General features: G+C 71.1%; 10 protein-coding genes. 5 read left to right on the forward strand and 5 right to left on the reverse strand.

Translation table 11 applies throughout. The features are described 5' to 3' along the window. Positions 1 to 539: 539 nt before the first annotated feature. Complete coding sequence (locus tag ABIE67_RS35910) at positions 540 to 1,193, forward strand: Tat pathway signal sequence domain protein (RefSeq protein ID WP_370265707.1); 654 nt, start codon at positions 540 to 542, stop codon at positions 1,191 to 1,193. Between the two features lie 18 nt (positions 1,194 to 1,211). Here ABIE67_RS35910 and ABIE67_RS35915 read toward each other — a convergent pair whose 3' ends face one another. After that, entirely contained in the window at positions 1,212 to 2,201 is a 990-nt protein-coding gene (locus ABIE67_RS35915; protein ID WP_370269282.1) for a lytic polysaccharide monooxygenase, read from the reverse strand. A 407-nt stretch (positions 2,202 to 2,608) separates the two neighbouring features. Between ABIE67_RS35915 and ABIE67_RS35920 the strand changes: the two genes are divergently transcribed. After that, positions 2,609 to 4,420, forward strand: coding sequence for a S8 family serine peptidase (locus tag ABIE67_RS35920; protein WP_370265708.1), 1,812 nt, complete (start codon positions 2,609 to 2,611; stop codon positions 4,418 to 4,420). Between the two features lie 200 nt (positions 4,421 to 4,620). Here the strand turns inward: ABIE67_RS35920 and ABIE67_RS35925 are convergent, their stop codons facing one another. Beyond that, a complete protein-coding gene (locus tag ABIE67_RS35925; RefSeq protein ID WP_370265709.1) occupies positions 4,621 to 5,298 on the reverse strand; it encodes a ScbR family autoregulator-binding transcription factor in 678 nt (225 codons plus the stop codon). A 180-nt stretch (positions 5,299 to 5,478) separates the two neighbouring features. Here ABIE67_RS35925 and ABIE67_RS35930 point away from each other — a divergent pair, with 180 nt between their 5' ends. The 3 genes from ABIE67_RS35930 to ABIE67_RS35940 all read left to right on the forward strand — a co-directional run bounded on the left by ABIE67_RS35930 (position 5,479) and on the right by ABIE67_RS35940 (position 8,353). Then, the gene (locus tag ABIE67_RS35930; RefSeq protein ID WP_370265710.1) at positions 5,479 to 6,420 is read left to right on the forward strand and encodes a ScbA/BarX family gamma-butyrolactone biosynthesis protein; all 942 of its coding nucleotides are present in this window, start codon (positions 5,479 to 5,481) and stop codon (positions 6,418 to 6,420) included. 66 nt (positions 6,421 to 6,486) lie between these two features. Further along, positions 6,487 to 7,134, forward strand: a complete 648-nt coding sequence (locus ABIE67_RS35935) for a ScbR family autoregulator-binding transcription factor (RefSeq protein WP_048586506.1) — start codon at positions 6,487 to 6,489, stop codon at positions 7,132 to 7,134. 31 nt (positions 7,135 to 7,165) lie between these two features. After that, complete coding sequence (locus ABIE67_RS35940) at positions 7,166 to 8,353, forward strand: damage-control phosphatase ARMT1 family protein (protein WP_370265711.1); 1,188 nt, start codon at positions 7,166 to 7,168, stop codon at positions 8,351 to 8,353. 27 nt (positions 8,354 to 8,380) lie between these two features. Here ABIE67_RS35940 and ABIE67_RS35945 read toward each other — a convergent pair whose 3' ends face one another. The 3 genes from ABIE67_RS35945 to ABIE67_RS35955 form a co-directional block, all read right to left on the reverse strand. After that, on the reverse strand, positions 8,381 to 9,643 hold the full coding sequence (locus ABIE67_RS35945) for a cytochrome P450 (protein WP_370265712.1): 1,263 nt from the start codon (positions 9,641 to 9,643) through the stop codon (positions 8,381 to 8,383). Beyond that, complete coding sequence (locus ABIE67_RS35950) at positions 9,640 to 10,467, reverse strand: alpha/beta fold hydrolase (protein ID WP_370265713.1); 828 nt, start codon at positions 10,465 to 10,467, stop codon at positions 9,640 to 9,642. Before ABIE67_RS35950 ends, ABIE67_RS35945 begins: the two co-directional genes overlap by 4 nt. A 70-nt stretch (positions 10,468 to 10,537) precedes the next feature. After that, entirely contained in the window at positions 10,538 to 11,779 is a 1,242-nt protein-coding gene (locus ABIE67_RS35955) for an endonuclease/exonuclease/phosphatase family protein (RefSeq protein WP_370265715.1), read from the reverse strand. Positions 11,780 to 11,848 lie beyond the last annotated feature (69 nt).

The raw sequence follows: 11,848 nt of genomic DNA on the forward strand, positions 1-11,848 counted from the left end.
TGTGGAAAAAGGGTGTTGGTTGTGTGCCGCCTGTGCCTCACGGGCTTCCGATGGAGCCTCAGAGCGCCCACAAAGAACATCAACTCCCTTTCAGTGCCTTGACGTTGACTGACCCTCAGGTCTACAACTTGCCCTGGCTCCCCCCTGGATCCGTGGCGCCGGATCCGCCGTCGCGTGGCCTCTGCCCGCGTTCCCGGACCTGATGTCCTTCACATTCCGCGAGATCACTCCACGGCGCCGTCACGGTCGCTTCCCCCCTCGGTCCGTGCCGGACGCCCCCCGCCCGGTCCGGCCGGAGCCCTCCCCAGGGTCTCCGGCCGGTCACCGGCGGGCTGCCGTCGCCGGTCCGTGACGTACGGAGAAGGCGTCACGGACCGGCAACGGCCCACACCTGCATGCGCCCGCACCTCCCATCTCGACCCCCCCACCCCGAACCCCCCACCCCGAACCCCCCACCTCGAACCACCCCACCCCCAACCCCCTGAGCAGCGCAGCTGTCCTAAGGGCACACCCCCGCAACGAAAGCCGAGGTACACCCCATGCGCACCCGCACCCTCCTCACCCTCGCCGGCACCGTCGCAGCCCTCACCCTCCCCATGGCTGCCCCGGCGTCCGCCGCCGACGGCACCGTTCTCACCACCGGCTCCGTCGGCGGTACGGCCGTCGCGGCCGGCGAGGTCCTCACCGTGCCGCTGGCGAGCGGCACCGCCGCCACGTTCTACTCCAGCGCGAGCGGTACGAGCGGTATCTCCTGCACGTCGTCGCAGTTCACGGCCACCGTGACGGACAACCCCGGCGCGCCCGGCACCGCGACGGAGTCGGTCTCCGCGCACACCTTCGACGCCGCCAGCTGCACCGCCAACGTGGTCGGCGTGCTTGGCGTCACCGGCATCACGGTCAACAACCTGCCGTACAGCGCCGCCGTGTCCTCCGACGGCACCGTCACCGTCACCCCGGCCGCGGGCTCCACTATCCAGACGACGGTCGTCCTGCGGACCCTGCTGGGCAGCATCAACTGCGTCTACCAGGCCCCCAGCCTGTCCGGCACGGCGAGCAACGACGACAACACCATCAACTTCGCCGCCGCGCAGTTCACCAAGGTCTCCGGCTCGTCCCTCTGCTTCGCCAACGGCTACTTCACGGCCAAGTACGCCCCGGTGACCGGCAGCGGTGCGGCGGTCTACGTCAACTGACGTCTGCTGCCCAGGAGTTCACCTCCTGCGCAGTCGCAGCGCCAGGGCGGCGCCCCCGGTGAGCACCAGCACCGCGGCGGCGCCGCCCGCCAGCAGTGGCGTCGAGGGCCCCGTACCGGCGCCGCCGGTGGAGGCCACCGGCGTGCTGTCGGGCGCGGCGGTGTTCCGCGTGCGCCGGCTCTCGGCGCCGGCGGGGGCGGACGGCGTCGGCGAGACGGTCTGGCGCGGCTCGGTCGCCGGCGAAGGGCCGGCCGTCGTACGGCCGTTGTCGCGATCCGTGTTCGCCGCGGCGGAAGCCGTGCTCTCGCCGCCGCTCTCCTTGCCGTCGCCCTCCGCGCCACCGCTCTCCTCGGTGCCTCCGTCCTGCCCGGCCGGGAAGACCACATCCGAGCACGAGTAGTACGTGTCCGGCGTGCTGCTGTTCTGCCAGATCGTGTACAGCACATGGCGCCCGGTGCGGTCGGACGGCAGCGTCGCCCTGATCCGGTACGCCCCGTCCGTCAACGCCGGGTCCTTCACCTCCGCGAACGGCTTCTCCGGGAGGTCGGACCAGGACAGCGGCTTGGCCGCGTCGTAGCCGGGTTCGGTGAGGTAGAGCTTGAACGTGCCGGTGTGCGGGATCGTCGAGACGTACCGCATGGTCAGAGCGGAGCCCGGCGTGAGCCGGGTCGACGGCCAGTCGGCGCGGGCGAGGTCCAGGCCGCGGTAGGCGGGAAGTCCGCCGCTGCACAGCTGTCCGTCGGGCACGACCTGCCGGTCCCGGCCGTTCACGTTGGCGATCCGAAGGTTGTCCCAGGCGGTGAAGGGCGCCCCGTTCGACGCGACCGCCGCCCGGCACGCCGCCGACCGGGACGCGCTGCCGCCGTCGGGGGAGCAGGCGTATACCCGGCTGACCGGATCCGTCGGCGCACCGTGCGCACGGGCGGGGCCCGCCGCCCACACCGTGAGCAGCAGCGGCGTGACGGCGGTGGCCGCCAGGGCGGCGCATTGTGATCTCATCCAGGGCATCCGGGACATCCGGAACGTCTCCTCGGCCGGGGCGGGAAGGGTCCTCGTGCAGTACGGGAAAGCGGCCCGGCGCGTTCATTGCCCGACGAACCGGGCGGAGCCCGCCCAAACCGGTCAACCGGACGACGTAGAGGGTGGGTTTCCGGCCGGATCGAGGGTTTCCCCTGTATCCCGATGACCTTCTCTTTGCCTATCGTTCGACCACAGCCGACCCACAGGTAACCCCGAACGGGTCGTAGCTCGCGCCAGGCCGGCTGCCGCGCCCCGCACTTCGCACCGCCCCACCTGCGTTCGTTGCACTGCCCCCATCCGCCTTCTCGGCGTACCCCCCGCCGCTTCGAGGATGAAGCGAATCGACCGCCGCTCCGCGCTGCCCGGAGAACGGCCGGCCACGAAAGGGCACACCCTTGCGTACCTCTGACTCCCTCAGACGGAAGCTGATATCAGTCGCCGCGGTCTCCGCCGCGCTCTTCACGGCTGCCACCACCTCGGTCGCCGTGGCCCAGGATTCCCCCACCCGGGAAGCCGCCGCCCCCGTCCCGGCGGACCGGACCGAGGCCGCTCCCGGCACCCCGGCCTCGCGCCTCATCGTCGGCTACAAGTCCGGCGCCGCCGAGGCCAAGTCGAACAAGGCCGCCGAGGCCGACGCCGCCGCCAAGGGCAAGGAGGCCGGCGAGGACCTCGACTTCCAGCGCCGCCTCGGCTCCGGCGCCGCCCTCGTCGACCTGGGCGAGAAGCTCACCAAGCGCGATGTCGCCGACGTCGTCGCCGAGTACCAGGCCGACCCGCAGGTCGCCTATGTCGTACCGGACCGGCTGAACAAGCCGCTGGCCACGCCCAACGACACCGAATACGGCAAGCAGTGGGACCTGTCCGAGGCCACCGCCGGCATGAACGTGCCGGGTGCCTGGGACGTCGCCACCGGCAGCGGGGTGACCGTCGCCGTCATCGACACCGGTTACGTCACCCACTCCGACCTCGGCGCCAACATCGTCGGCGGCTACGACTTCATCTCCGACACCGCGGTCTCCAACGACGGCAACGGCCGTGACAGCAACCCGGCCGACACGGGCGACTGGACCACCGACGGCCAGTGCGCCAGCGACTGGACGGCCACCACCTCCTCCTGGCACGGCACCCACGTCGCGGGCACCATCGCCGCGGTCACCAACAACGGCAAGGGTGTCGCGGGCATCGCGTACGGCGCGAAGGTCTCGCCGCTGCGGGTCCTCGGCCAGTGCGGCGGCTACGACTCCGACATCATCGACGCCATCACCTGGGCGTCCGGCGGCTCGGTCTCCGGTGTCCCGGCCAACACCAACGTCGCCAAGGTCATCAACATGAGCCTCGGCGGGGGCGGCGCCTGCACGACCGCCACCCAGAGCGCCATCAACGCGGCCGTGAACCGTGGCACGACGGTCGTCGTCGCGGCGGGCAACAGCAACGCGAACGCCGCCAACTACTCGCCGGCCAGCTGCAACAACGTCATCAGCGTGGCGGCCGCCGACCGCCAGGGGAACCGCTCCTACTACTCCAACTTCGGATCGGTCGTCGACATCGCGGCGCCCGGCGGCGAGACCAACTCCGTCACCGCGAACGGCATCCTGTCCACGCTGAACTCCGGCTCCCAGGGACCGTCCACCGAGAGCTACGAGTACTACCAGGGCACCAGCATGGCCGCCCCGCACATCGCGGGCCTGGCCGCGCTGATGAAGTCGGCCAACGCGTCACTGACCCCGGCGCAGATCGAGTCGGCGATCAAGTCCAACGCCCGTACGCTGCCCGGCACCTGCTCCGGTGGCTGCGGCTCGGGCCTGGCGGACGCGGCCAAGACGGTGAAGGCGGTGAGCGGCAGCTCCGGCGGCTCCACGGGGGGCACCACCTTCACCAGCACCTCCGCCGTCGCCATCCCGGACAACGCCTCCGCGATCGAGTCCTCCATCGCGGTCAGCGGCCGCAGCGGCAACGCCCCGTCGACCCTCCAGGTCGGCGTGGACATCACCCACACCTACCGCGGTGACCTGGTCATCGACCTGGTGGCGCCGGACGGTTCGGCATACCGCCTGAAGTCCAGCTCCTCGGACTCCGCGGACAACATCAGCACCACCTACACGGTGAACGCCTCCAGTGAGACCGCCAACGGCACCTGGAAGCTGCGCGTCCAGGACACCGCTGCCCAGGACACGGGCACGCTCAACAGCTGGAAGCTGACCTTCTAGTCGATCTGGTAGCGACAACCGAACGCGTGCCCTCGAAAGGGCGCGTACACAAACGGGCGGGTCGGCCGGTGCGGATGGGGCATCGGCCGGCCCGCCGTACGTCGCGACCACCAACGGCCGGTGGCCCGCCATAGGTTGCGACCACCAACGGCCGGGGCGGAAACCGTCGCTCCGGTCGGCTCCGTACGCTCCGCGTACGCTCAGCGGCCGGGCGTGTCCACGACGGCCCGCTCGGTGTCGGCCTTGTCGAGGGCGGCCAGCACACGGAGCCCGCGGTCGGGCTCCCGGTCGATACAGGGCAGCAGGCCCGGGACCGCGATGCTCGGCAGGATGTGACCCCACAGGACCGAGACCCGTTCCGCCAGGTCGTCCCGGTCGGTCAGCGCGCGGGACATCAACTGGATTCCCGCGAACGCCCCGACCAGCATCTCCACCGTCTGCCGCGGCACCACGGTGGGCAGCAACTCGCCCTGTTCACGCGCCCGTTCGAGCAACCCGACCAGAACGTCCGCCCACTGCCGGAACGGGCCGGAATGGTCGACGCCGGACGGAGCGCACTGGTCCACCGCCAGCCGTACGCTGCCCTTGAGCAGGGAGTTGCCGAGCAGCCGCTGCCCGAACGCGAAGGTCATGTCGACCACTTCCTGCAGCTTGCACGACTGCGGTGGCACCGCGCCGAACGGCATCTGCTCGTCCAGCACGGCCTGGGCGAGGGATTCCTTGGAAGGGAAGTGGAAATACAGGGCGCCCTTTGTCACTTCGGCCCGCTCCAGGACCATCGAGATGGTCGTCGCGGTGTACCCGTGCTCGTCGAAGACCGCTCCGGCGGCCTCGAGAATGACCCTCCGCGTTCGGATGGCGCGCTCCTGCCTCGCCATAACAGCCCCTCCGCTGCGCCGAGTTGGCCTCTGCGCCGGGCGTGCGCCGGAGCGGTCGGGGCACTGCCGGGCGACCCAAGGCCGCATTGAAAACAAACCGGTCGCCTCGTACTCTAACGCTCGCGGCACGGGCACCTCGCCGTCTGTCAGCGCACATACGGGGGGACCCAAGGAGGGGACATGCCTCATCCGCGGCCACACGCCACGACCCTGCTCGCCGAGAGCCCGGCGGTACCGGAGGGCATGACCGCCACCGTACCCCGCCAGCTCGTCCACCGCGCTTCGGTCGCGGAAACGTTTCTCACGGGCGCGACCAGCATCGACACAGACCGGTTCACGGTCTTCGCCGAGTGGCCGCGCGCTCATCAGTTACACGTGTCGCCGGACCGCTCGGCCTACGAACCGCTCCTCGTCGCGGAAACCGTCCGCCAGGCCGGCGCACTCCTCGCGCACACCGCCTACGAGGTCCCCCTGGGCCACCAGTTCGTACTCAGGGAACTGCGGATCACCACGCGTCCCGAGCACCTGGTCATAGGCGCCGCCCCCGCCCAACCCGTCCTCCACATCACGGTCACCGACGTCACCCGGCGCGGCGGCCGCCCCGCCGGATTCCGCTACGACGCGGAGATACGGCTGGGCGAGGAGCGGGTCGCGACCGTGCACCTGGCCGCCACCTGGACCAGCGCGGCCGTCTACCGCCGACTGCGCGGCGGCCGTACCGCGGCCACGGTGTCCGCGCTGCCGGTCCCGCCCGGTCTGCCGCCCGCCACGGTGGACCGCGCCCTGCCCGCGGACGTCGTCCTCGCCCCGGCCGGGCACCCCGACGGCTGGCAGCTGCGTGTCGATACCGGGCATGCTGTTTTCTTCGACCACCCGCTCGATCATGTTCCCGGCATGCTCCTTCTGGAGGCCGCCCGCCAGGCCGCCCGGGCCCGGACCGGGACCGCGCACCGCACACCGACTTCGTTCCATGCCGTCTTCCATCAGTACGGCGAACTTGACCTGCCCCTTTGGATCGAGGCCGAGAGCCGGTCGGCTGCGAACGGCACCGATGTGCAAGTGGTGGGACGGCAGGGGGAGTCGACGGTCTTCGAGTGCGGGGTGGGTACGCGAGAGTGCTGAGCTATCGTGTGGGGAGCAAGAAACAAACGGCACGACCCGTTCTTTTCCGTCAGGAGTGTCCAGCTGATGGCGAGGCAGTTACGCGCTGAGCAGACCCGCACCACGATCCTCACAGCCGCCGCCGAACTGTTCGACCGTCACGGCTATGAATCGACCAGTCTCAGCGACATCGTCGAACAGGCCCAAGTCACCAAGGGAGCCCTGTACTTCCACTTCGCGGCGAAGGAAGACCTCGCCCAGGCCATCATGGAACTCCAGTCCCGGGCCTCCCGCCAGGTGGCCACCGAGATGGACGGCCGGGGCTACACCTCGCTGGAGGCCCTGATACGAACGACGTTCGGCATAGCCCGCCTGTCCGTCGAGGGCCCGATTCCCCGGGCCGGCCTGCGCCTGGCCACCGGGGGAGTGGTGATACGGCCCCCGCTGCGGCACCCCTACACCGAGCTGCTGGACATCACCACGCGCAAACTCCTCGGCGCCGCCAAGGAGTCCGACATACACCCGGACATCGACGCCGAGGCCGCGGCGCACTCCCTCGTCTGCTTCTTCGTCGGCACCCGCGTCGTCGGCCGCTCCCTCGAACCCGTCGCACGCCAGCCCCGGCGGGTGGCCGAGATGTGGCACATCATGATCCGCGGCCTGGTGCCGGTACCGCGCCGGGCCCGCTACCTCACGCTCGCGACACAGCTGGAGCGGGAGATCAGAGCCGTATGAGCCGTGTGACACGCGCGGTACCGTGAGGCGCATGCCCGAGAGGTCCGACACCCCGCCCGCGCCCGTCCTCCTCGGGAACGAACCCGGCTCGTTCCCTCACAGCGTCCTCGCCGAACGGCACCCCGCCATCATCCGGCAGGTGCGGGAGTCCTTCCCGTACGGCCCCGAGCAGCACCGCGCGCTGGACGAGCTCCTCGCGAACTGCACCAAGGGCGTGATCGAACCGCTCCCCGCCGACGCACCCGACCGCGACCGCTGGACGGCCTGGGCCGCCGACGCGCGCACCGGCCGCTCCTGGTTCGACGTACCGTGGCTGTGGTCGGAGAGCTACTTCTACCGCCAACTCCTCGAAGCCGTCGGCTACTTCAGCCCCGGGCCGTGGCAGGGCATCGACCCCTTCCGCCCCTCCAAGGCGGCGGAACTCGACGCTCCGGAGACGGACGAGGAACTGTCCGCACTCGGCGCCCTCGCCGACCGGCCCGCCGACGAGCAGGACCGGGCCCTGCTGCACGGCTCCCTCTGGGGCAACCGGGCGGACCTGGGATTCCGGCTGTCGGGCGCGCAGGACGAGACCTCGTCGGACACCCCGCCGCTGGTGGCCGACGACAGCGAGACCCTGTGGTCGCTGCTTCCGGCCACCGGCACGGCCACCCTCTGTCTGATCGCCGACAACGCGGGCCGTGAACTCGTCCCCGACCTGCTCCTCATCGCCCGCCTCCTCACCCAGGGGCGCATCGCACGGGCCGTCCTCCACGTCAAGCCGTACCCGTACTACGTCTCCGACGCCACGCACACCGACGTACTCGACGCCCTGCGCCGGCTGACCGCGGCACCGGGCGCGGCCGCCACCTACGGGCAGGTCCTCTGGTCGGCGATGACGAACGGCCGCCTCACCGTCCGCGCCCACCCCTTCTCCTGCGCCCCGCTGCCGTACGCGGAGATGTCCGGCGACCTCCGCGAGGAGCTCGCCGCCGCCACGCTCACCATCCTCAAGGGCGACCTCAACTACCGGCGCCTGGTCGGCGACCGCCGCTGGCCGCCGACCACGCCGTTCGCCGACGTCACCGCCTACTTCCCGGGCCCCGTCGCCGCCCTGCGCACCCTGAAGTCCGACGTGATCACCGGCCTGGACGCCCGTACGGAGGCGGCGCTGGTGGCGGCGGAGGGGCAGCGGTGGCGGACGGGCGGGACGCATGCGCTGATCCAGGTGCGCAGGTGACGACGGCGTCCCGGCCGTACGTCCCGCTCAAGTGATCTGCACCGGCAGTGACTTGAGGCCGTTGATGAAGTTCGACACCAGCCGCTTCGGGGGTCCCGCCGTCCGCAGTTCCGGCAGGACCCGCAGGGTCTCCCGGTAGAGCACCCGAAACTGGAGCCGCGCGAAGTGCGCGCCCAGGCAGACGTGCGGGCCGTCACCGAAGGAGACATGCGGGTTCGGGGCGCGGGACGGATCCAGCCGGTCCGGGTCGGTGAAGCTCCGTTCGTCGCGGTTGGCGGAGGCGTGGAAGACGACCACCTTGTCGCCCGCGCGGATGCGCCGGCCGGCCAGCTCCGTGTCCTGTACGGCGGTACGGCGGAAGGTGAGGACCGGCGGATGCCAGCGCAGCAACTCGTCGACGGCAGTGCGGAGTTCCACCTGTCCTGCCCGTAGTCGCTCGTACGACTCCGGGTGCTCCGCCAGTGCCAGCAGCCCGCCGGGTGCCGCGCTGCGGACGGTGTCGTTGCCCGCGACCGTGAGCAGGAAGAAGAACATCTCCAGTTCGAGCCCCGCGAGCCCGGCGTCGTGGGCGAGCGTGGTCATCACGTCGTCCTCAGGGAACCGCCGTTTGTGCGCGGCAAGTTGGCGCGCGTATCCGAACATGTCCCGCAGCATCGTGGGTGACCTCGGATCGACCGGCCTGCCGTGGGCGTCCAGCACCGGGGGACCCGCCTCGTCGGGATCCTGGTAGCCGATCACCCGCTGCGTCCAGTGCAGCAGCAGCCCGCGGTCGGCCTCCGGCACGCCGAGCAGGTCGGCGAGGTTGAGCAGGGCGTAGTCGTCGGTCACGGCGGTGACGAGATCGACGGTGGCGTCCGCCCCGCGGGCCGTCTCCAGGGCGCGCGCGAGGAGCGTACGGGCCCGCTGCTCCGTGACCCTGGTGAACCGTTCGACGCGTCCGGGAGTGAAGGCCCGGCTCACGAGTCGTCGCAGCCGGCCGTGCCCCGGCGGATCCTGATTGAGCATCATGCGGCGGATGAACGGCAGGTCGTCCGGGTCGGGGTCCCGGATCTGGGTCGCGCCGATGTACGAGGAGTACGTCGCCGAGTCCTTGAGCACCCGCACCACGTCCGCATGCCGGGTCACCACCCAGAACCCGGGCCCGGCCGGCCAGCCCAGCACCTCGGACTCCGCCTGCCACACCACGGGGTGGTGGTCGCGCAGGACGCGATAGGCGTCGTAGGGGACGCCCCCGGCGTACTGCCGGGGGTCGAAGACGTCGGGGGCGGGCGGCGCGTCGTGGACGGTCACGACCGCTCGCCGTCGTTCACGCGGTCCGTGCCGTCCGCCTGGCCCGCGTGGTCCGTGCCGTCCGCGCGCAGGAAGTCCTCGACCACGCGGATCAGTTCCAGCGGGGTCTCGTCCATGGCGTAGTGGCCCGCGGCCGTGAGTTCGTGCAGCTCGGCGCGGGGATACCAGGTCATCCACGTCTGCCGGAGCAGGTCGGCGGACAGGGCGGGGTCGAGCGCGCCGGCCACGGCGAGCGCGGGGACCGAGGAGCCCTCGACCCGCGTGTGGAAGTCCTCCCCGGCCCAGGAGTCCAGCCAAGCGCGGAACGCCTTCTGATCGCTGACGGCGAGCGAACGGGCGACCATACGGTCGAGCCAGGCGGCCGGTCGGCGGCCACCGGTGGTGATGTCGATGATGGCGCGCCGGTTCTCCGGCCTGTGCGCCGCGTCGGCGAACATCTCCCACTGCTCCGGCGGCAGCGCGAGCCCCGACGCGGGCACGGGCGAGACCCCGGCCAGCCGGCGCAGCCGGTGCGGGGCGACGGCGAGGAGGCGCTGTCCGACCGCGCCGCCCATCGAGTGCCCCACCACCGAGAAGCGCTCCCAGCCGAGCCGGTCGGCCAGTTCCACCAGGTCGACGGCCGCCTCGGCTGTTGTGTACGCGCCGACGGCGTCCTTGGCGGCGCCGTAGCCGCGCAGATCGACGAGCGCGTAGGTGAACTCCGTACGGTCGAGGTCGGGGAGGACGCCCGCGTAGGCGGACCGATCGGCGAACCAGCCGTGCACGGCGAACACCTTGTGGGCACCTTCGCCGTGCAGCTCATGCGGGAGCGAGAAGGAGGTCATGCGACCAAGGTGGCCCATATCGGTGAAGACCGACAGAGGGCCGGGGGCCGCAGGCCCCCAGCTTCGTCGCTCAGCCCACGCGCACGTCCTGCCACACCAGCCGGTGATCCGACGTCGGCACCGTCGTCCCGTTCCCGACCAGCCGGTACAGCGGATCGTCGGACGTCGGCCAGAAGACGCCGTTCCCGCCCGGTATCAGTCCCTTGGACGGCAGGACGTAGTCGACGCGCAGGTTCCCCGGAGCAGTGTCGCCGAAGTCGGACGTGTCGTACGCCGGGTCGCCGATGTGCGAGGCGTTGGCACCGCCCTGGACCTTCGCGGCCTCAACGCCGCCCGCGCTGGCCGGCGGGATGGCCGGGAGGTTCACCGTCGGGTGTTCGAGCAGTTGCCGTATGGCGTGGGCGTAGCTGTCACCGTCGTAGGGATCGGCGTTGTTGTCGCCCGCGATCACGAACCGTGCCCCGGGCCGCAGCCCGCCGCGCCGGCCCTTGTCGTCGTAGAGGTAGGAGCTGCGGCGGCGCCCGCCGATGTAGTCGGCCCACAAGCGGATCTCGTCGTGGTTGCGGCGGCCGTTGCGGTCCTCCGGGCCGTCGAAGGTGGGCGGCGTCGGGTGCGAGACCAGGAAGTGCACGGTGGAGTGCCCGATGCACACCGGCACGTCCCAGTGGCTCTTCGACGACAGCCTGAGGATCGCGCGGGCCTCGTCGCTGTAGTAGCCCGGGGGCATGACGTGGCTCGGCATGTCCTTCCACAGGAAGCGCTGGAAGGTGCGCACCGCGCGCGTGTCGATCGGAAACTTCGACAGCACGACCATGCCGTACTGCCCGGGGAACCAGCCGTAGCCGTACGCGTCCTGGCCGTACGCGTCCGAACCGGGCGTCGTGACCGCGCCATTCTTCCCGTCGAGGTCCACACCGGAGGCGACGCCCGTGTTCACGGGTCCGGTGAAGTGGTACGGGAAGTCGACCGGCTTCGCGCCGTTGTGACCGATGGCCAGGTAGTTGCGCAGGAACAGACGGACCGCCCTGCCCTGCTCGTCGTGGTCGAACTCGTTGATCAGCAGCACGTCCGGGTCGACCCGCTGGATGGTCTCGGCCACGTTGCGCGCCTGGGCGTTGTCCGGTGTGGACAGGTCGGTGACCAGGGCGCCCTGGTTGGAGCGGTTCAGGGAGGCGTTGAAGGTGGCGAACCGTACGGACCGGCGGCCGTGCCGCTCGGCCGCCGAGGCCGGGAACGCCGCGGTGGTGGCCAGCGCCGCCCCGGCGAGGGAGGCGAGCGCCGTGCGGCGTGAGAGTGGTCCGGTGGGGTTCATCGCGACTCCGGAAAGGGAGGGGGACACTTGAGGTGGAAGAAGTCTGCGCGCGTAGAGATGAACGCCACA

Source organism: Streptomyces sp. V4I8 (assembly GCF_041261225.1).
Lineage (GTDB): Bacteria > Actinomycetota > Actinomycetes > Streptomycetales > Streptomycetaceae > Streptomyces.

What these genes read in the sequence shown, in the direction of transcription:
- ABIE67_RS35910 (WP_370265707.1), top strand. Translation starts at nt 540, where the DNA reads ATGCGCACCCGCACCCTCCTCACCCTCGCCGGCACCGTCGCAGCCCTC.
- ABIE67_RS35915 (WP_370269282.1), bottom strand. Translation starts at nt 2,201, where the DNA reads ATGCCCTGGATGAGATCACAATGCGCCGCCCTGGCGGCCACCGCCGTC.
- ABIE67_RS35925 (WP_370265709.1), bottom strand. Translation starts at nt 5,298, where the DNA reads ATGGCGAGGCAGGAGCGCGCCATCCGAACGCGGAGGGTCATTCTCGAG.
- ABIE67_RS35930 (WP_370265710.1), top strand. Translation starts at nt 5,479, where the DNA reads ATGCCTCATCCGCGGCCACACGCCACGACCCTGCTCGCCGAGAGCCCG.
- ABIE67_RS35935 (WP_048586506.1), top strand. Translation starts at nt 6,487, where the DNA reads ATGGCGAGGCAGTTACGCGCTGAGCAGACCCGCACCACGATCCTCACA.
- ABIE67_RS35940 (WP_370265711.1), top strand. Translation starts at nt 7,166, where the DNA reads ATGCCCGAGAGGTCCGACACCCCGCCCGCGCCCGTCCTCCTCGGGAAC.
- ABIE67_RS35950 (WP_370265713.1), bottom strand. Translation starts at nt 10,467, where the DNA reads ATGACCTCCTTCTCGCTCCCGCATGAGCTGCACGGCGAAGGTGCCCAC.
- ABIE67_RS35955 (WP_370265715.1), bottom strand. Translation starts at nt 11,779, where the DNA reads ATGAACCCCACCGGACCACTCTCACGCCGCACGGCGCTCGCCTCCCTC.